The organism is Kitasatospora sp. NBC_01250, from assembly GCF_036226465.1.
Taxonomy (GTDB): Bacteria; Actinomycetota; Actinomycetes; order Streptomycetales; family Streptomycetaceae; genus Kitasatospora.
Genome location: NZ_CP108476.1, coordinates 5,021,046 through 5,038,478, shown reverse-complemented (window position 1 = coordinate 5,038,478; position 17,433 = coordinate 5,021,046). Strand labels below are relative to the sequence as shown.

Here is a 17,433-nt window from a genome sequence, read left to right as displayed (position 1 = left end):
GCCGCCCGGCCGCCCGGCGCTCAGGCGAGCGCCTCGGGTTCGGGATCCTGGCGCTCCTCGGTGAGGTGCCAGTACAGATCGCGCACGCCCGGCTCCAGCGACATCCGGGTGATCAGCTGCTCCATCGCGCGGGCCGGATCCCCGGCGACCGCGACCGTGGCGCGCAGCTTGGTGGTGTGCTCGTCCTCGCGCCGGGCGCGCAGCCCGGTGGGGGTCAGCCCGGCCGTGGTCATGGCCTGCAGCAGCAGCGCGCGCAGCTGCGTCTCCGACTTGCGGTCGCAGAGCAGGTGGATGCTGGCCCGTACGCCCTCGACGTCCGGGTCGTCCTGCGGCACCCGGTCGAGCAGCCGGCCCGCCGGGCGCAGGGTCAGGTGGACCGCCAGCACCCCGAGGGTGCCCAGCAGCGCGAAGAGCAGGTTCCCGGAGGCCGCCAGCACCCCGACCGCCGCCGAACACCAGAGCGTGGCCGCGGTGTTCAGGCCGCGCACGCTGGCGCCGTCGCGCAGGATCACCCCGCCGCCGAGGAAGCCGATGCCGGAGACCACGTAGGAGGCGACCCGGGTGGTGGAGCCGGGGTCCAGCACCGAGGCGCTGTACAGCACGAAGAGGGTGGCCCCCGCGGCGACCAGCGCGTTGGTGCGCAGGCCCGCCATCCGGGCCCGCCACTGACGCTCCACCCCGATCAGCGCGCCGCAGCCGACGCCGACGGCGAGCCGGGTGACGAAGTCCAGGGTGCTCAGGGTGGCGGCCACGGCCGCACTCTACGACGCGCGGCGGTACGGGTGGGGGACCCCGCACCGCCGCCCGGGCGAACAGCCGGTGGCCGGCCGTCGCCGGTGGTCAGCCCTTGGGGGCCGGGCTCATCCGGGTGCTGACCGCGATCCGGTTCCACGCGTTGATGGTGGCGATGACCGAGATCAGCTGGGCCAGCTCGGCCTCGTCGAACTGCGCGGCGGCCTCCTGGTAGACCGCGTCCGGCACGTGGCCCTCGGTCAGCAGGGTGACCGCCTCGGTCAGCGCCAGCGCGGCCCGCTCGCGGGCGGTGTAGTACGGGGTCTCCCGCCACGCGGCCAGCGCGTAGATGCGGTGCTCCTCCTCGCCGGCCTTGCGGGCGTCGGTGGTGTGCATGTCGATGCAGAACGCGCAGCCGTTGATCAACGAGGCGCGGATCTTGACCAGTTCGGCCAGCGCTGGGTCAAGTCCGGTGTGCGCGGCGCCGGTGAGCTGGAGCATGGCCTGGTAGACGCCGCCGGCGGCCTGGGGGAAGGCCAGGCGCGGGGCGGGAGCCGGAACGGTCTGCTGGTGGAGCGCGGTAGTCATGCGAACCACCCTAGGGACTCCCGGGCGGTGAACAGGCCTGCGACACGGGTGCTTTGAGCACCACTCAGCCGCGGTGCGCGCCGAGCCAGAAGAGCAGGTAGAGGAAGGCCGCGAAGCCGTGTGCGGCGGCCAGGTAGATGCAGACGCGGATCAGCACCCGGCGGTCGGTGCGCTTGCCGCCGTCGGTGGTCGGGGCGTAGTGGGGGCGGGGCTGCTGGATGGCCATCGGTCGAACTCCTTGTCCGAAACGTGCCGGGGGTGTCGGGGTCTGCCTCGGTGCAGGCGGGCGGTCAGTGCGACCGGGCGGTCAGTGCGGCCGGGTCGGGACCGGCAGGCACAGCTCGCTGGCCGGGCTCTGCACCAGGGTGTGGACGAAGAGCAGTTCCACGCCCTCGCTGCCCTCCGCGGCGAGCTGGTGCGGGGTGAGCGAGTCGAACTGGGCGCTGTCGCCGGGCTCCAGGACGTAGCCGGTCTGCCCGAGGGTCAGCCGCAGCCGGCCCCGGATCACGTGCAGCCACTCCTCGCCGGCATGCACCCGGACCACCGCGTCCTGCAGGCCCGGCGGGATGTGCACCCGCAGCGCCTGCATCGCCAGGCCCGCCACGCCGGCCCGCCGGTAGCCCCAGCCGCCGGCGCGGCCCGGGGCGATCTCGCCGCCGCGCACCACGGGGTCGGCGGCGGCGGTCTGCTCGCCCAGCAGACCGGCCACGGTGGCACCGTAGAGCCGGGCCAGCGAGAGCAGCACCGGCAGCGAGGGCTGGCGGCGGCCGGTCTCCAGCCGGGACAGATACGCTGGGGAGAGCCCGGCCCGGGCGGCCGCGGCCTCCAGGGTGAGGCGACCGGCCAACCGGTGCTCGCGCAGGCGGGCACCGAGTCCGGGCAGTTCGCCCTCGTCCGGGGCCGGCTCGCCCTGCGGTTCGGTGGTCATGGGACCAGTCCACACCTGCTGTGCCGCAGAGGCAACAAATGTGCCTCAGAGGCAAAAAACGCCGAGCCGCCGCCCCGACCGAAGTCGGGGCGGCGGCTCGTCCGTTGTCGCCCGGCCGTTCCCGTCCGGCTACTCCGCGGCCAGGTGCTCCGCTCCGGACAGCACGGCCCCGATCTGCGGGCCGGCCTGGGAGGTCCGGCGGGCCGGCTCGCGCCCGGGCGGCTGGACCGGCCGCTCGCCGCTGACCGGCTTCCCGGTGGGCCGGCGCACCGGTGCGCCGACCTCCACCCAGAGGAACTCGCCGTCGTGCTGGAGGCGCAGCTTGTCGCCCTCGCGCAGCGTGTAGGTCGTCTCCTCGTGGGTGATCTCCACCCGCAGCAGGTGGTGGCGCACCCGCATCGAGAAGCCCAGCCGGGTCAGGCCCGCGGGCAGCCGGGGCCGGAAGCCGACCACCTCACCGTAGTCCCGCAGGCCGCCGAACCCGGCCACCAGCGCGATGCAGGCCCCGGCCAGCGAGGCCATGTGCAGCCCGTCGCGGGTGTTGCCGCCCAGGTCGTGCAGGTCCATCAGGGCGGCCTCGGCGGTGTAGTCGTAGGCCAGGTCGAGCTGGCCCACCTCGGCCGCCATCACGGCCTGGGTGCAGGCCGAGAGCGAGGAGTCGCGCACCGTCAGGCGCTCGTAGTAGGCGAAGTTGCGCGCCTTCTGCTCCGCGGTGAAGGCGTCGCCGCGGATCTGCATGGCGAGCACCAGGTCGGCCTGCTTGACCACCTGCTTGCGGTACAGGTCGAAGTACGGGTAGTGCAGCAGCAGCGGGTACTTCTCCTGCGGGGTGTTCTCGAAGTCCCAGAGCTGGTGCAGGGTAAAGCCGTCGGCCTGCGGGTGCACGCCGAGCGTCTCGTCGTACGGGATGTACATCGCCTTGGCCGCGTCCCGCCAGGCGGCGGTCTCCTCGGAGTCGACGCCCAGGGCGGCGGCCTCCAGCTGGTGCCGGTTGGCGGCCTCGGCGGCGGCCCGCAGGTTGCTCTGCGCCATCAGGTTGGTGAAGACGTTGTTGTCCGCGATCGCGGAGTACTCGTCCGGCCCGGTGACGCCCTCGATCCGGAACTTGCCGGAGGGGTCGTGGTGCCCCAGCGAGCGCCACATCCGGGCGGTCTCCACGAGCAGTTCCAGCCCGTAGGTGCGCTCGAACTCCACGTCCCCGGTGGCCCGGACGTAGCGCACCACGGCGACCGCGATGTCCGCGCCGATGTGGAAGGCGGCGGTGCCGGCCGGCCAGTAGCCCGAGCACTCCTCGCCGCGGATCGTGCGCCAGGGGAACACCGCGCCGGCCAGGCCCAGTTGGGCCGCCCGCTCGCGGGCCAGCGGCAGCGTGGTGTGCCGCCAGCGCAGCGCCTGGGCAACCGCGCCGGGCAGGCAGTAGGTGAGCACCGGCAGGACGAAGGTCTCGGTGTCCCAGAAGCTGTGCCCGTCGTAGCCCGGGCCGGTCAACCCCTTGGCCGGGATGGCCCGTTCCTCGCTGCGGGCGGAGGCCTGCAGGACGTGGAAGAGCGCGAACCGGACGGCCTGCTGGAGCTCCACGTCGCCGTCGAGCTCGATGTCGCTGTTGTCCCAGAAGTCCGCCAGGTACTGCCGCTGTTCGGCCAGCAGGCCGTCCCAGCCGGAGTAGCGGGCCGCGGTGATCGCGGCCTCGACCTGGTCCCGCACGGCGGGCACCGAGCGGGTGGCCGACCAGCCGTAGCCGATGAACTTGGTCAGCCGCAGCCGCTGGCCGGGCTGGAGCACGGTGGTGGCGCTGATCCTGGCCTGGTCGTCGCGGGCCTCGGAGGTGACGCTGACGCCCTCCGGACCCTCGATCACGTGGTCCATGCCGGCCGCGATCCGCAGTCCGCTGAAGCGGGTCCGGTGCACCAGCGCGGCCTTCGTGCCGTGCGCGTGGTGCTCCTCGGCGACCAGCGGCGCCTCCAGCACCGCGGCCGCCCGCGGGTCGCCCTCGCCGCCCTGCGGCAGCTGCTCGTTGGCCACCAGCTCGGACTGGACCACGATCCGGACCGGACCGTCGACCGCCTCCACCTCGTAGTCCACCGCGGCGATCGCCCGCTGGGTGAGCGAGACCAGCCGCGCCGAGGTGATCTTGACGGTCCGGCCGGCCGGCGAGGTCCACTCGGCCTCGCGCCGCAGCACTCCCTCGCGGAAGTCCAGCGAGCGGCGGTGGCCGCGCAGTTCGCCGTAGCGCAGGTCGAACGGCTCGTCGTCGACCAGCAGCCGGATCAGCTTGCCGTTGGTGACGTTGATGACGCTCTGGCCGGACTCGGGGTAGCCGTAGCCGCCCTCCGGGTAGGGCAGCGGGCGCAGTTCGAAGACGCCGTTGAGGTAGGTGCCGGGCAGGCCGTGCGGCTCACCCTCGTCCAGGTTGGCCCGCAGGCCGATGTGGCCGTTGGAGAGTGCGAAGACGGATTCGCTGCGGGCCAGGCCCGACAGGTCCAGACGGTGTTCGGTGACGCTCCACGGATCGACCGCGAAGCCCTCCTGTGCGGTCACTGCGCCGCCCCCTCGATGAGTTCGGAGAGATCGTCCACCACCAGGTCCGCGCCGTGCTCCAGCAGAGCCTCGCGCTGGCCGGTCCGGTTGACCCCGACCACCGTCCCGAAGCCCCCCGCACGCCCCGAGGCCACGCCCGCGAGCGCGTCCTCGAAGACCGCCGCGTGCTCGGGCCCGATGCCCAGGGCCTTGGCGGCGGCGAGGTAGGTGTCGGGGGCCGGTTTGCCGGGCAGGCCCTGCGACTTGGCCGTCTGGCCGTCGATCACGACGTCGAACAGACCGTCGATGCCGGCCGCCTTGAGGACGTCCCGGCAGTTGGCGCTGGACGAGACCACCGCCCTGGGCAGGCCGAGCACCCGCAACCGGTGCAGGTACTCCACCGAGCCCGGGTACGGCTGCACGCCCTGCTCGCGGATCAGGCGCAGCACCAGGTCGTTCTTGGTGGTGCTCAGACCGTACACGCTGCGGGTGCCCGGTGGGTCGGCTTCGTCGCCTTCGGGGATGTCGATCGAACGCGAGGCGAGGAAGGTGCGCGTACCGTCCAGACGAGGGCGGCCGTCCACGTAGCGGTCGTAGTCCTCGACCGGGTCGAACGGCACGAACTCGTCGCCGGTGCGGCGGGCTTCCTCACGCAGGAAGTCGTCGAACATCTTCTTCCAGGCGGCGGCGTGCACCTTCGCGGTCTGCGTCAGCACGCCGTCGAGGTCGAAGAGGTAGGCGCGGATGTCGTCAGGTAGCCCCAGCATGGTTGCAGTCTGGACCAGATCGCCCGGCTGCGGGTCGATTCGGCACGGCGCGCCGTACAGCGTTCACTTGTGACCCTTACCACCCAGCGGTCAGGGCGGGCTCATGGCTGGTCGAACCACCCGTGCCGCAGCAGGGCGCGGGCCAGCCGGTCGGCCGGGCCCTCGGCCCCGACGACCGCGACCCCGGGCAACTCGGCCGCCACCGCGCTGCGTTCGGAGGCGGAGTCGTCCAGGTGGACGAAGGCCTCCAGTGGCAGGCCGAGCACGGCGGCGGCCCGGCGCAGCTGTTCGGCGGCGCCCAGCGGCGGCAGCGGCAGCGCACGGACCGGGCCCGCCGGCTCGCCGCCCACCAGGACCAGGCGAACGCCCTGGTCACGCAGCCGCTCGACGGTCCGGCGCAGCTCGCCGGCGGCCTGCGTCCAGAGCGGGCTCGCCAGGTCGATGGCCAGCGCCCGGCGTGAGAGCCCCGCCTCCGCCTGCACGATCCGGCGCACCTCCTGGGCGAACAGAAGCAGGGCACCCGGGCTGTAGTACGCCGGTGCGGTGGGCCCGAGGGGGTCGGCAGGCGCGCGCACCGGATCGGCGCGGGCCGGCACCGGAGCCTCCGCGAGCAGACCGACCAGGTCGACCACCCGCACCCTGGGGTACTCGTCCGCCAGGGCGAGCAGGCTCGCGTTGAGCCGGTGCCAGAGCCCGGTGAGCGCGGCCCGGGCCCGGCTGCCGAGCACCGCGTCGCGCAGCACCCGCGGCAGCGGGACGGTGTGCAGCACCACCACCGCCTCCCCCGCGCCCAGCGCCGCGCCCAGCAGGGTGCGCAGCACCGCGAGCCGCTCGGCGAGGTGCGGCCAGAGCTCGGAGGGCGCGGTGGGGTCGGCGGGGGCAATGGCGGCGATGGGGTCGATGGGGTCGAACGCGGAGCCGGGGCCGAAACCGGGTCCGGAGCCGAGGCCGGAGCCGGCTCCGGCGCCGGGGCCGTGGTCGGGCTCGGGCTCGGGCTCGGGTGGCAGGAAGAACGCCGGGTCCAGCAGGCAGAGCAGCAGATCGGCGCCGAGCGGGCGGCCGCCGGCCGCCAGGGTGGCGGCGAAGGCCCGGGGCGGCGCGACGATCAGCCCGGGCCGCACCCCGGCGCCCACCAGGCAGGCGCGCAGCAGGGGTTCGAGCTCGCCGGGCGGGCAGCTCGGCAGCACCGTGATCCGACGGTACGTCAGACCTTCGTCCACGTCGCCCAGTTCGCGCAGCTCGCGGCCGGCCGCCAGCAGGGTGGCGAGGTCCTCGGTCCGGGCCAGGGCGAGCCGCAGCTCCGGCCCGGGGGCCGTCCCGGACCGGACGGCGATGCGGATGGCGTCGATCAGCCCGGGCACCGCGTGCTCCCCGGGCGTTGTCGTCCGTTCACGTCCCACACGATCCATTCCCGCTGCCTGCCCAGCGCCGCCTCCGGTAACCCCGGCTCTCCTCCTTCCCCGTTCACGGTCATCCGATCTGCCGGGCCCGGCCCTGCAGTTGGTCGGCCAGCTCGCGCCAGCTCTCGGCGCACTCCAGGGCCAGCTCCGCCACCACCGGGAGCAGGTGCGGGGGGATCAGCTGGAGCTCGCGCTCCGCCTCGCCGACGGCGACCAGACGGCGGTGCAGCCAGACCAGCAGGGCCCGGCCGTGGTCGGTGAAGCGCAGCGAGGGATCGCGGCGCAGCAGTGCCAGGCCGGCGAAGGGCTCACGGGCCGACCGGCCGTTCGGCCCCCGGCGCGGGCCGAGGCGGCGCACGGCCGACTCGGCGGGGGCGGTCGCCGCCGGGGCGGCGGACGGTGCGGCCGGCGGTGCGGCCGACGGCGGCGGGGCGACCGAGCGCACCGGCGGGTGCGGGCGGTGCGGGGCGGCCGAGCGGGGGCCGCTGGACCGGTCGGCGGCCGGCGCGGGGGCGCGCCGCACCGCGACGGGCGCGGGCGCCGCCGCAGGTGCCGGAGCCGGCGCTGCCGCGGGCGCCGGACCACGCTCCGCCGCGGCCAGCCGGGCCGCCGCCTGGACGGCCGCGTGCGTGGGCACCGCCTCCTCGCCGCGGTGCACCCGGCTGCGCACGCCGTGCGCCGTCCCCAGCGAGACACCCGCCGCCTGGGCGATCTCCCGCAGCGAGGCCCCCGGCCGGGCCCGGAGCACCTCCAGCACCCGCCGTCGGCCCTCGTCCGGGTTGATCGGGCGCAGCCGCCCGTCCCGGCCCATCCGGGTACTGGCCTGCGCCCCGCCCGCCACGGCGCGCCGGCGGATCTCGCCGACCGTCTTGGCGGAGAGCCCGACGCCCTGCGCGATCGAGCGGTCGGAGAGCTCCGGGCGGCCCCTGACGATCCGTTCGGCCGCCGCCTTGCGCTCGGCCACCGACAGCGGCAGCCCCTCGGCCTCGATGTTGCGTTCCACCGCGAGGGCGAAGGCGGCCTCCGCCGTCCCCTCGAAGTACTCGACGGCGACCAGCGGTTCGCCCCGCAGCGCGGCGGCCCGCAGCCGGTGGGCGCCGTCGATCACCCGCATGCTCGGCCGGTGCACCAGGATCGGCGGCGGCTCGGTGGCGAGCTCGGCGAGCCGGGCGGCGTGCGCCTCGTCCACCGGCGTGAAGCGCGGCGAATCGCCGGGCCGCACGCACTCGCGGGCAATTCGGTCCACGCCGCCCATGAAAGCCTCCCGGATATCCGCGCCAGCACTGCGTCCAGTAGCCGTCAACACGCCGCCGGCTTGCGGCGATTCCCGGATCATCGCAGGTCAGCGTGCCTCTTTAGGGGCACACGGGATCCCTCTCCAGCGGTATCGCGCCACCCCTGCGGGCACCCTGACGGCCCGCCCCGCGGAACGAAAAAGACCAGGTCGACGATGAGCCGACCTGGTCTCTCACGGTGGGGCGCCAGGGGCTCGAACCCTGAACCTACGGATTAAAAGTCCGCTGCTCTACCCATTGAGCTAGCACCCCTCCATCGTGGACATCATGCCAGACCGCGCCGCGGCACGCCGCAAGGTTCTGCGGCAGGGCGCCCGGGCGGCCGGTCAGGCCGCGGCCAGGGGCGTCAGGTTCGCCAGGCGCACCCGGCGCAGCCAGTCCTCCACCGGCCGCTCGTCGGGGGCCGCCGGCAGCACGCCGGGGCGGTCGAGGCGGTGCTCGGCCTCGGCGAGCAGCGGCTCGGCGCTCTCGGGGCGGTCGGCGATCCGCTCGCCCAGCTCCCAGATCCGCTCGGGCTCGGCGAGCCGGACCCGCAGTTCGCCGGTCTCGTGCAGCCCGACCGCCTGCTCGACCAGCCGCACCAGGTGCCGCGCGTGCTTGGCCGCCCGGGCGCGGGTCTCGGGGAGGCTGGTGTCGCGGGTCCGCAGTTTGCGCAACTGCTGCCCGGCGTAACCGAGATAGGCCGAGCGCACCGCGCCGGCGCTCAGGAAGGAGTGCCGCAGCCCGATCAGCTCCGACCCCAGCGGCGTGCGTTCCTCGTACAGGTCCTCGGGCAGCCAGAGGAGTTCACCGGCCGTCGGATTGCAGACCAGCGCGAGCCGGCACCACTTGGCCGCCTCGTGGAAGGTCCGGTCCGGCGCCGTGGTCACCACCGACTCCGCCGGGCGCCGCAGGCCGTGCAGCTCCTCGGTCGCCACCGCGAAGACCCCGAGCCGGTCGACGTCCGAGCCCGGCCGCGCCAGCCCGTACGCCGTCGACCCCACCACCCCGGACAGCAGTACCCGCACCACCGCCACCTCCCTTCACCAGCGCCGCAGTCAGGGCAGTCTCCCCTCCGCCGCGCGCCCGGCGCACCCGGTTTACCGGGCGGCCCCAGGGGCGCGTGGAGCAGGCGGGTTAGGCTCGTCGCGCGTCACCGGGAAGATCCGGCAGACATCCGAGCAGAGTTCGAGCGACAGGAGAGCACCATGGCGAAGGCGGCGACCACCCTGATCGCGGCGACCGGCCTCATCGGCGGCTACGGCGCGGCGCGCTGGAGCGGCAAGCGGGAGCTCGGCGGAGCCGTGCTGGCGGTGGCGGGCGCCGGGGCGGCCTACCGGTGGCGGCGGACGGCCGGGACCGGCACCGCCGCCGCGCTGACCGGTCTGTACGTGGCCGCGTTCGGCGGCTCGCACCCGCTGGCGAAGAAGATCGGCGCCTGGCCCTCGGTCCTCGTGGTGACCGGCGTGGTGGCTGCCGCCTCGGCCCTCGCGGAGCGCGGTCGGGGCTGACCGCGCGGCCGGTCGGCAGGTGGTCGCCCGGCCCTGGTGACAGCGGCGCCCGAACGGGGCAGGATCAGAGTGGCTACCCAGGAGGCCGCACGGGTCACGCGGAGTCACCCGTCAGGGCCCGGGGCGGCCTCGGACCGCAAGCGGGGGCGGGCGTCGGGGGGACAGGGGGACGACGATGGGCCGGGACGGCCACGAGGTGCTGCTGGGGTGTTGGTGGGCCGGTCTGGTCCTGCTCGTGGTGGGCGTACCGGCCATCACGCTCGGGCTGACCCGGTTCGCGCGGCGCGGTACGGAGGTCCAGGGGACCGTCTCCGAGGTGCTGCTGCTCCCGCGCCGGGGCGGGGCCGGCGCGCTGGTCCCCGTGGTGCGGTTCACCGATGCCGCCTCCGAGCGCGAGGTGATCGGGTCGCCGTCCTGCGGGCGGGTGCCGCTGGCCGGCTGGCCCGGGCAGCCGATCACCGTGCGCTACCTGCCGAGCGCCCCGGAGCGGTTCCAGGCCGGGCCGCAGACCAGCGTCTTCGACGCCGCGCTGAGCAGCCTGCTGGTCATGACGCTCGGCTCGGTCGCCCTGGTGCTGACCCGGTGGACCGACCCCGACGCGATCGCCACCAGCGCGGTGCTCGGCGCCTCCGGCGTGGCGCTCGGCGCGGCCACCGTGCTGACCCGCCGGGCGAGCCGGTCCGAGCGTTGTACGGCCCTGCGGGACAAGGGAGTTGTCAGCTACGGCCGGATCGTCGGCTCGCTCGTGGTGGACGGCGGCGGGGACAACGCGCACCACTACCACCCGGTGCTGGCCTTCACCTCGGCCGCCGGCGAGGAGGTGCTCGGAGCCGACCTGCAGACCATGAGCAGCCAGAGCTACCCGGTGGACGGCGCCCCGGTCCCGGTGCGCCACCTGCCGGAGAACCCGCTGCTCTTCGCCCTCGACGCCACCGTGCGCCGGCGCTCCGCCACCACCGGCCCGGCGGCCCGGATGTTCGGCCTGGTCACGGTCCTCGCCTGCTGCGGGGTCCTGATCATGGTCGGCGCCAACCTCGGCCACCGCTGACGGACCCGGCCGGCCCGCCCGGCACCCCGCCGTCGGGCAGCCCCCGCCGTCGGGCAGCCCCGCCAGGCACCCGTCACGCGCCCCGTCACGCGCCCCCGTCAGGCACCCCGAACCGCGCCTCGAAGGCCGCCCGGTTGGCCGACACCCGCGCGCGGTCCCAGACCGCGAAGACCACCCGCTCGAAGGCCGCCCCGAAGGACTCCAGCGCCACCGCGAACGCCTCGGCCACCTGCACCGGGTCGTTGCGGAAGACCCCGCACCCCCAGGCGCCCAGGACCAGCTGCCGCAGCTCGTGCCGGGCCGCCACCGCGAGCACCCGGGCGGCCCGCTCCCGCAGCACCTCCGCCAGGTCCTCCCCCTGCCCGCGGACCGCCAGCTCCCCCGCGTTGGGCGCCGCCGAGGTCAGGAACGAGACCGGGTACGGCCGGGCGAGCAGCGCGCCGCGCCCGTCGCGGATCACCGGAACGTCCGGCGAGAAGACCACCCGGTGGCTGTAGCGCAGGTCGTCACTGGCGCGGTGCGCGGCGTAGTAGTCCGGCGCCGCCAGCAGGCACTGGTAGAGCAGCGCGGTCCGGCAGACGTCCTCCTCCTGCGCCTTGGCACCCCGCAGGTAACCGCCGCCCGGGTTGCGCGCGGAGGCGAAGTTGAGCACCCCGACCCGGGCCTCCGGGCCGCCCAGGGCCACCAGCCGGGCCGCGGCCTCGAGGCTGCCCTCCGCGGTGACCTCGATCGCCGGCCGCCCGGGGCCCGGCACCACCGTCCCCCTGCCCCCGGTCGGCCCGTCCGGCCCGTCCGGCCCGTACGAGACGGTGCCGGCCCGCGCCGCCGCCAGCAGCCCGCCGATCGTCACCGTCGCGCCGCCGGGCTCCCGGTAGCCCCCGCGCTCGGCGATCTCTTCGTTCTCCCGGGCCACTTGGTGCAGTCTGCCGCTCATCCGTCCGACGGTAGGGCGAACCCGCCCCCGCCCACCAGCGAATTGAGGGTGCGAAAACGCCGGCGGGCCCGCTCCACCGAGGTGGAGCGGGCCCGCCGGACGGTCAGGCTACTGCGTCAGTTCTTCCAACGCGGCTTGCGGTCGCCGCCGTTGAAGCTGCTGCCGCCACGGTTGTCACGGTCACCACCGAAGGAGCGGCCACCACCGCGGTTGTCGCGGTCGCCGTAGGACGAGCCGCCCTGCGGACGGCCGCCCGCGCGGTGGTCGTCGCGGCGGGCGAACGGACGGCTGCTGCCGGCGCCGCCGCGGTTGTCACGGTCGCCACCGAAGGAGCGGGCCGGACGGTCACCGAAGGAGCGGTCGCCACCGAAGGAACGGCCGCCGCGGTCGTCGCGGTCACGCGAACCGAAGCCACCGCGGTTGTCACGGTCACCGAAGGAACGCGCCGGACGGTCACCGCCGAAGGAGCGGCCACCACGGTCGTCACGGTCACGCGAACCGAAACCGCCACGGTTGTCACGGTCACCGCCGAAGGAGCGGCCGCCGCGGTCGTCACGGTCACGCGAACCGAAGCCACCGCGGTTGTCACGGTCACCGAAGGAACGCGCCGGACGGTCGCCACCGAAGGAGCGGCCACCACGGTCGTCACGGTCACGCGAACCGAAACCGCCACGGTTGTCACGGTCACCGCCGAAGGAGCGGCCACCGCGGTCGTCACGGTCACGCGAACCGAAGCCACCGCGGTTGTCACGGTTGTCACGGTCACCACGGCCGCCGCGGTCGCGGTCGCCGTAGGACGGACGCTCGTTGCGCGCCTCGCGGTACGCCGGCACCCGGTCCTCGCGCGGCTCGCGCACCTCGCGCACCGGCTCGGTGACGACGGCCTCGGCAGCCTCGACGGTCTCGCCCTCGGCCGCCTCGACCGGCGCCTCGTCCTCGATGCCCAGCTCGGCCCGCTCGCGAGCGGCCCGCGCGGTGAGGCGGTCGGCCTCCTCGCGCAGCTCGTTGGCGCGGCGCTGCGCGCGCTCCAGCTGGCGGGTCATCTCGGCGACCTCGCGCTCCGCCGCACCGGCGATGCCCGAGGCGCTCTCCGCCTGGACCTCGATCAGCGAGCGGGCGCCGGTGATCTTGGCGACCTCGGCGTCGAAGGCGTGGTCCAGGATGTGGCGCGAGGCGTCCACGCCCGCGTCCTCCATCAGGCGGAAGACGCCACGGCGCTGGTGCGGCAGCACCAGGGTGACGACGGCGCCGGAGCGGCCCGCGCGGGCGGTGCGGCCGGAGCGGTGCAGGTAGTCCTTGTGGTCGCCGGCCGGGTCCACGTTCAGCACCAGGTCGATGCCGTCCACGTGGATGCCGCGCGCGGCGACGTCGGTGGCGACGACCACGTTGACGTAGCCGTCCTTGAAGTCGCCCAGCACCCGGGTGCGGGCGCCCTGGGTCATGCCGCCGTGCAGCGCGTCGGCCTTCACACCGGCCTCGATCAGCTGCTCGGCCACCCGGTCGGCACCCATCTGGGTGCGGACGAAGATGATCGTGCGGCCCTTGCGGGCGGCGATCGCGTTGGTGATCGGGGCCTTGTCCTTGGGCTTCACCACGAGGATGTGGTGGGTCATGGTGGTGACCGCGCCGGCCGACGGGTCGACCTCGTGGGTGACCGGGTTCTTCAGGTAGCGCTTGACCAGGCTGTCGATCTCGTTCTCCAGGGTGGCGGAGAAGAGCAGGCGCTGGCCGCCGGCCGGCACCTGGTCGAGGATCTCGGTGACCTCGGGCAGGAAGCCCATGTCGGCCATCTGGTCGGCCTCGTCGAGCACGACGGTCTGGACGTCGGCGAGCTTGGCGCTGCCGCGGTTCAGCAGGTCGCGCAGGCGGCCGGGGGTGGCGACCAGGACGTCGACGCCGCGCTCCAGCGCGTAGATCTGGTTCGACATCGAGGTGCCGCCGCAGACGACCTTGAGCTTGAGGCCGAGCACCGAGCCGAACGGCTCCAGCGCGTCGGCGACCTGCATGGCCAACTCGCGGGTCGGCACCAGGATCAGGCCGCGCGGGTGCTTGGGCTTGGTGCGCTCGCCGTCGGCGAGGCGGGTGAGCAGCGGCAGGCCGAAGCTCAGGGTCTTGCCGGAGCCGGTGCGGCCACGGCCGAGGACGTCCTTGCCCTCCAGCGCGTCCGGGATGGTGGCGGCCTGGATCGGGAACGGGGTGGTCACGCCACGCTTGGCGAGGGCACGCACCACGTCGTCGTGCAGACCGAGGTCACCGAAGGTGACGGTCGGCTCGGCCTCGGCCTCAACCTCGGCGGCGTCGGTGTCGACGTCGGTGTTCTCGACGTCGGCCTCGAGCTCGGCGATGGAGGCGTCGATGGTGGTGTCGGTCAGGTCGGCGGCGGCGAGGGCCTCGTCCTGGGCGTCAGCGGGCATGACGAAGCGGGCGTCGTCAACGAGAGACAATGCAAAACCTTCCGGAAGTGGCACGCGCCTAAGTCCGGGGTTCTGACTTACAACCGCCTCTATGCGGTCAGCCACGGATCGCCGGAACGCGCCAAGGGCGCCAGGTGAAAATGAGGGCGCCAGTCAAATGGATCAAACGAACGATCTCCCACCATAGAGGAACCATCACTCCGAAGGCAAACCCGGGGGCCGACCTGGTCAATGTGCGGCCGAACCGGCACTCCCGGTCGTAGATCCACTACTGCTCGCGGAGGGCGCCGGCGCACCCGTCGGCGAGGCCGGTGCGCCGGACGGGTGAGGCGACCCCGCCGAGGAGCCGCCGGAGGTCCCGGGGCTGGCGGCGCCGCCGGACGCCCCGCCGGTGCCGCCCGCCCCGGCGGAGGAGCCGGGGCTCGCCGTCGTCCCACCGCCGCCGGTGCCGCCCGTGCCACTGCCGGTGCCCGCGGTGCCGCCCCCACCCGCACCCGTGGCGCCGCCCGTGGTCGGCCCGCCGGTGCCGCCGCCGCCCTGCGCACCGCCGGTACCGGCCGCGCCCCCGCCCATGCCGCCCGTGGCACCGGCGGCGGGCCCGCCACCCTGCGCGCCGCCCGCCGCGGGTGCACCGCCCGCCGCCGCGGGCGCCCCCGGCTCGGGCGGCGGCGCGGGCACCGCCACCACGCCCCCACCGGCCCCGGGCGCCGGGGACACACCCGGGCTCGGGTCGTTCACCGGAGCCACCTCGCCGCCGGCCGCGCCGGCCGGAGCCCCGCCGGGCGCCCCTGACGCCCCCTCAACCCGGCCGCCGGGGCGCTCCGGGCGGACGGCGGTGCCACCGGCCCGCGGCTGGCCGGGGGCCCCGCTGGCCCTGCCGCTCGGACTGGCCACCCCCGAGACGTGGCCGACCGGCTGCTGTCCCTGCCCCGACCCCACCTCCATGCAGCCGGTCGCGGTCAGCCCGGCCAGCGCCAGCACCGCCGTGCGCGCCGCCGCCCGCGCCGCCACCGACCGCAGGGCCACCCGGCGCGAAGCCGCGGCGTCCGCCCCCTGCCCCGCGGCCGCCCGGGCCGCCCGCACCCGGGCGGCCACCGAGATCCGCGCCACCGCGGACCGCCCGCGCCGCCCCAGGGGACCGCCCGAACGCCCGCCCGACTGCTCGTCCGGCTGTCCGCTCGCACCCGTCGGAACCATTGCCGCCGCCTCTCCGCGCACCCCACCCTGGCCGCACCGACCGGCGGCCCCTTGCGGTGCCCAACGCCCGTCGCGCCCCGGGGACACGGCCACCCTCCCGGCGGATCCGGCCGACCGCACCGGTCCGAGGCGCCATCACCTGGCACGGCTTCAGCCCGCCCGGGACAATGGCCGGGTGGACATGAGCCGGGACGAATTCGAGACGCTGGTCAGCGACGCCCTCGACCAGATCCCCCCGCAACTGGCGGCGATGATGGACAACGTGGCCGTCTTCGTCGAGGACGAGCCCGACCCCGCCACCCCCGACCTGCTCGGCCTCTACGAAGGCACCCCGCTCACCGAGCGCGGCGAGTGGTACGCCGGGGTGCTGCCCGATCGGATCATCGTCTACCGCGGCCCGACCCTGCGGCAGTGCGAGACCCGCGAGCTGGTCGTCGCCGAGGTCCGCACCACCGTGATCCACGAGGTCGCCCACCACTTCGGCTTCGACGATCACGAGCTGCACGAGCTCGGCTGGTCCTGACCCGCGCCGCACCCCGGGCCGCGCGCTGCGCAACACCGCTGGTCGCGGCCCCGACCCCCCGGCCCGCCCCCGGCAAACCCGTTTTGGCGTTCCCGCCCGCATCCCATATGCTTCTCACGTCCCCGACCGCTGGAGAACAGCCGGGCGGGCCGCAAGCCCTCATCGTCTAGTGGCCCAGGACGTCGCCCTTTCAAGGCGGTAGCACGGGTTCGAATCCCGTTGGGGGCACGCAGTACCAGGCAGTAAACGTAGTACAGTTCAGGGCCGTAAGGCTCTGTCGAGGTCCTGTGGAGCAGTTGGTTAGCTCGCCACCCTGTCAAGGTGGAGGTCGCGGGTTCAAGTCCCGTCAGGATCGCTCGTCCCGCAAGGGACGGTGCAGTACGGCCAGGTAGCTCAGTTGGTACGAGCGTCCGCCTGAAAAGCGGAAGGTCGCCGGTTCGACCCCGGCCCTGGCCACATAGTTTGGCCAGCCATGATGCCCTCGAAGCAGCTCGCTTCGGGGGCATTTTCGCGTCGTTTGACGCCAACGGGACAGCGGACGGTCAGACCCTCCACGTCTTTGCCGCAGCGCCACCACCCCTGCCGTCACGCCGCGTCGGCGTGACGATGGGGCACGAAGCGCATCGTCGTCCTTCCGTCCAGGGGGGCCAGCCGGATGTCGAGGTCTGCCTCCAACGCCTCGGCGAGCCGCGCCAGAAGGGGAAGGGTCGGGGTCGTGTCCCCCAGTTCCACGCGGGAGATGCCAGGCTGCGTCATGCCGGCCCGCCGGGCGAGTTCGGTCTGGGAGATCCCCAGTTGCCTTCGCCTGTCCCGCAGAGCGGCCGACAACTGCTGCCCATAGTCCACGGCTTCCTCCTGGCTATGCGGCGCGAGCGGCGAAGCTGACTGCCGTGCCCGAGGTCGCCAGATGGACGTCCACAGACACCTCCAGAGCCGCGGCAATCCGGAGAAGCAGGTCGGACGTGACCGGGAGGACTCCACCAACCTCGATGTGTTCCACCTCGTCAGCGGTGCTACCGAGGCGAACCGCCAGATCGTCCTCGCTCAGTCCCAGCTGGGTACGCCGGTCGTAGACGAGCTGGCCGAGTGCCATGGCCAGACGAATCTGCTCTCGCTCGGCGATGATCGCGGGGGGCTCGATCTCCCTGTGAAGTGCGCGCTTGTCCCGAGCCAGCTGCCAGCGTGCGTGGTTCACCGTTCCTCCTCCGCCGTGTTGCGACTGTAGATCTCATGAGCTTCCGGGTGCCCCGTCTCGCACGCCAGCTTGGCGGCCTTGGCCCGCTTGACCTCCGCCTCCTCACGCATTCGGGTCTTGCGAAAGACGGTGAGCAGAACGATGCGGCGTCCAGGCGCCAGCCAGTAGCTGATCCGCACCGCGTTCCCGCTCAGACCGAGGCGCAGTTCCCGCACCCCATCACCCAGGTTCCGCGAGTGCGGTTCGTCGAGCGTGGTCGGGTACTCGGCAAGGAGATCAGCCTTCTCCTCGACCTGCCGATAGTGCTGCGGGGTGAGACTCGCAAGCCAGAGACGCACCTCCGCTTCCAGCTCGATGGAGTAGCGCTCGCCCATACCCGCCACTGTATATCACGCAGATGGTATG

At 74.3% G+C, this 17,433-nt stretch carries 18 protein-coding genes and 4 tRNA genes; 6 read left to right on the top strand and 16 right to left on the bottom strand.

Going from position 1 to position 17,433, the window contains the following annotated elements:
• Nucleotides 1-20 precede the first annotated feature (20 nt).
• The 10 genes from OG500_RS21140 to OG500_RS21095 form a co-directional block, all read right to left on the bottom strand.
• Nucleotides 21-752 carry an MgtC/SapB family protein gene (locus OG500_RS21140; protein ID WP_327068242.1) on the bottom strand — a complete coding sequence of 244 codons (732 nt, stop codon included), beginning with the start codon at nt 750-752 and terminating at the stop codon, nt 21-23.
• Nucleotides 753-840: 88 nt separating this feature from the next.
• A complete protein-coding gene (locus OG500_RS21135) occupies nt 841-1,320 on the bottom strand; it encodes a carboxymuconolactone decarboxylase family protein (protein ID WP_327068241.1) in 480 nt (159 codons plus the stop codon).
• Nucleotides 1,321-1,384: 64 nt separating this feature from the next.
• Nucleotides 1,385-1,546, bottom strand: a complete 162-nt coding sequence (locus OG500_RS21130) for a DUF6126 family protein (protein ID WP_327068240.1) — start codon at nt 1,544-1,546, stop codon at nt 1,385-1,387.
• Nucleotides 1,547-1,627: 81 nt separating this feature from the next.
• The gene (locus OG500_RS21125; RefSeq protein ID WP_329582499.1) at nt 1,628-2,248 is read right to left on the bottom strand and encodes a helix-turn-helix domain-containing protein; all 621 of its coding nucleotides are present in this window, start codon (nt 2,246-2,248) and stop codon (nt 1,628-1,630) included.
• 129 nt (nt 2,249-2,377) lie between these two features.
• Nucleotides 2,378-4,786: a glycoside hydrolase family 65 protein gene (locus tag OG500_RS21120; protein ID WP_327068238.1), complete on the bottom strand. Its 2,409-nt coding sequence runs from the start codon at nt 4,784-4,786 to the stop codon at nt 2,378-2,380.
• Nucleotides 4,783-5,532 (bottom strand): HAD family hydrolase, encoded by a 750-nt coding sequence (locus tag OG500_RS21115; RefSeq protein ID WP_327068237.1) that lies wholly within the window; start codon nt 5,530-5,532, stop codon nt 4,783-4,785. The genes OG500_RS21120 and OG500_RS21115 overlap by 4 nt, the downstream gene beginning before the upstream one ends.
• 101 nt (nt 5,533-5,633) lie before the next feature.
• Nucleotides 5,634-6,893 carry a hypothetical protein gene (locus OG500_RS21110; protein WP_329582494.1) on the bottom strand — a complete coding sequence of 420 codons (1,260 nt, stop codon included), beginning with the start codon at nt 6,891-6,893 and terminating at the stop codon, nt 5,634-5,636.
• Nucleotides 6,894-7,002: 109 nt separating this feature from the next.
• Nucleotides 7,003-8,178, bottom strand: coding sequence for a hypothetical protein (locus tag OG500_RS21105; RefSeq protein WP_329582491.1), 1,176 nt, complete (start codon nt 8,176-8,178; stop codon nt 7,003-7,005).
• A 228-nt stretch (nt 8,179-8,406) separates the two neighbouring features.
• Nucleotides 8,407-8,479 (bottom strand) — tRNA-Lys (locus OG500_RS21100).
• 74 nt (nt 8,480-8,553) lie between these two features.
• A complete protein-coding gene (locus OG500_RS21095; protein ID WP_442907047.1) occupies nt 8,554-9,237 on the bottom strand; it encodes a nucleotidyltransferase domain-containing protein in 684 nt (227 codons plus the stop codon).
• A 177-nt stretch (nt 9,238-9,414) separates the two neighbouring features.
• On the opposite strand from OG500_RS21095, the gene OG500_RS21090 reads away from it, so the two are divergent.
• Both OG500_RS21090 and OG500_RS21085 read left to right on the top strand, forming a co-directional pair.
• Nucleotides 9,415-9,717 carry a hypothetical protein gene (locus OG500_RS21090; RefSeq protein WP_329582488.1) on the top strand — a complete coding sequence of 101 codons (303 nt, stop codon included), beginning with the start codon at nt 9,415-9,417 and terminating at the stop codon, nt 9,715-9,717.
• 175 nt (nt 9,718-9,892) lie between these two features.
• The gene (locus tag OG500_RS21085; protein ID WP_327068233.1) at nt 9,893-10,765 is read left to right on the top strand and encodes a DUF3592 domain-containing protein; all 873 of its coding nucleotides are present in this window, start codon (nt 9,893-9,895) and stop codon (nt 10,763-10,765) included.
• Between the two features lie 85 nt (nt 10,766-10,850).
• Here the strand turns inward: OG500_RS21085 and OG500_RS21080 are convergent, their stop codons facing one another.
• The 3 genes from OG500_RS21080 to OG500_RS21070 all read right to left on the bottom strand — a co-directional run bounded on the left by OG500_RS21080 (nt 10,851) and on the right by OG500_RS21070 (nt 15,310).
• The gene (locus tag OG500_RS21080) at nt 10,851-11,699 is read right to left on the bottom strand and encodes a TIGR02452 family protein (RefSeq protein ID WP_327068232.1); all 849 of its coding nucleotides are present in this window, start codon (nt 11,697-11,699) and stop codon (nt 10,851-10,853) included.
• 116 nt (nt 11,700-11,815) lie between these two features.
• Nucleotides 11,816-14,113 carry a DEAD/DEAH box helicase gene (locus tag OG500_RS21075; protein ID WP_327071620.1) on the bottom strand — a complete coding sequence of 766 codons (2,298 nt, stop codon included), beginning with the start codon at nt 14,111-14,113 and terminating at the stop codon, nt 11,816-11,818.
• Between the two features lie 228 nt (nt 14,114-14,341).
• Nucleotides 14,342-15,310 carry a hypothetical protein gene (locus OG500_RS21070; RefSeq protein ID WP_329582483.1) on the bottom strand — a complete coding sequence of 323 codons (969 nt, stop codon included), beginning with the start codon at nt 15,308-15,310 and terminating at the stop codon, nt 14,342-14,344.
• A 181-nt stretch (nt 15,311-15,491) separates the two neighbouring features.
• On the opposite strand from OG500_RS21070, the gene OG500_RS21065 reads away from it, so the two are divergent.
• The 4 genes from OG500_RS21065 to OG500_RS21050 all read left to right on the top strand — a co-directional run bounded on the left by OG500_RS21065 (nt 15,492) and on the right by OG500_RS21050 (nt 16,289).
• The gene (locus tag OG500_RS21065; protein ID WP_327068230.1) at nt 15,492-15,833 is read left to right on the top strand and encodes a metallopeptidase family protein; all 342 of its coding nucleotides are present in this window, start codon (nt 15,492-15,494) and stop codon (nt 15,831-15,833) included.
• 155 nt (nt 15,834-15,988) lie between these two features.
• A tRNA-Glu gene (locus tag OG500_RS21060) sits at nt 15,989-16,061 on the top strand.
• 53 nt (nt 16,062-16,114) lie between these two features.
• Nucleotides 16,115-16,188, top strand: a tRNA-Asp gene (locus OG500_RS21055).
• 27 nt (nt 16,189-16,215) lie between these two features.
• Nucleotides 16,216-16,289 (top strand) — tRNA-Phe (locus OG500_RS21050).
• Between the two features lie 129 nt (nt 16,290-16,418).
• On the opposite strand, the gene OG500_RS21045 is transcribed toward OG500_RS21050, so the two are convergent.
• From OG500_RS21045 to OG500_RS21035, 3 genes are read right to left on the bottom strand one after another with little or no spacing between them, the layout of a single operon-like run.
• Nucleotides 16,419-16,679, bottom strand: a complete 261-nt coding sequence (locus tag OG500_RS21045; protein ID WP_327068229.1) for a helix-turn-helix domain-containing protein — start codon at nt 16,677-16,679, stop codon at nt 16,419-16,421.
• A 13-nt stretch (nt 16,680-16,692) separates the two neighbouring features.
• A complete protein-coding gene (locus OG500_RS21040) occupies nt 16,693-17,028 on the bottom strand; it encodes a helix-turn-helix domain-containing protein (protein WP_327068228.1) in 336 nt (111 codons plus the stop codon).
• Nucleotides 17,025-17,402: a type II toxin-antitoxin system RelE/ParE family toxin gene (locus OG500_RS21035; protein WP_327068227.1), complete on the bottom strand. Its 378-nt coding sequence runs from the start codon at nt 17,400-17,402 to the stop codon at nt 17,025-17,027. Before OG500_RS21035 ends, OG500_RS21040 begins: the two co-directional genes overlap by 4 nt.
• Between the last annotated feature and the right edge of the window lie 31 nt (nt 17,403-17,433).

Excerpts from the sequence above, each read along its gene's own strand:
- OG500_RS21135 (WP_327068241.1), bottom strand. The coding sequence starts at position 1,320 with ATGACTACCGCGCTCCACCAGCAGACCGTTCCGGCTCCCGCCCCGCGC.
- OG500_RS21130 (WP_327068240.1), bottom strand. The coding sequence starts at position 1,546 with ATGGCCATCCAGCAGCCCCGCCCCCACTACGCCCCGACCACCGACGGC.
- OG500_RS21125 (WP_329582499.1), bottom strand. The coding sequence starts at position 2,248 with ATGACCACCGAACCGCAGGGCGAGCCGGCCCCGGACGAGGGCGAACTG.
- OG500_RS21115 (WP_327068237.1), bottom strand. The coding sequence starts at position 5,532 with ATGCTGGGGCTACCTGACGACATCCGCGCCTACCTCTTCGACCTCGAC.
- OG500_RS21090 (WP_329582488.1), top strand. The coding sequence starts at position 9,415 with ATGGCGAAGGCGGCGACCACCCTGATCGCGGCGACCGGCCTCATCGGC.
- OG500_RS21085 (WP_327068233.1), top strand. The coding sequence starts at position 9,893 with ATGGGCCGGGACGGCCACGAGGTGCTGCTGGGGTGTTGGTGGGCCGGT.
- OG500_RS21080 (WP_327068232.1), bottom strand. The coding sequence starts at position 11,699 with ATGAGCGGCAGACTGCACCAAGTGGCCCGGGAGAACGAAGAGATCGCC.
- OG500_RS21075 (WP_327071620.1), bottom strand. The coding sequence starts at position 14,113 with ATGCCCGCTGACGCCCAGGACGAGGCCCTCGCCGCCGCCGACCTGACC.
- OG500_RS21070 (WP_329582483.1), bottom strand. The coding sequence starts at position 15,310 with ATGGTTCCGACGGGTGCGAGCGGACAGCCGGACGAGCAGTCGGGCGGG.
- OG500_RS21065 (WP_327068230.1), top strand. The coding sequence starts at position 15,492 with ATGAGCCGGGACGAATTCGAGACGCTGGTCAGCGACGCCCTCGACCAG.
- OG500_RS21035 (WP_327068227.1), bottom strand. The coding sequence starts at position 17,402 with ATGGGCGAGCGCTACTCCATCGAGCTGGAAGCGGAGGTGCGTCTCTGG.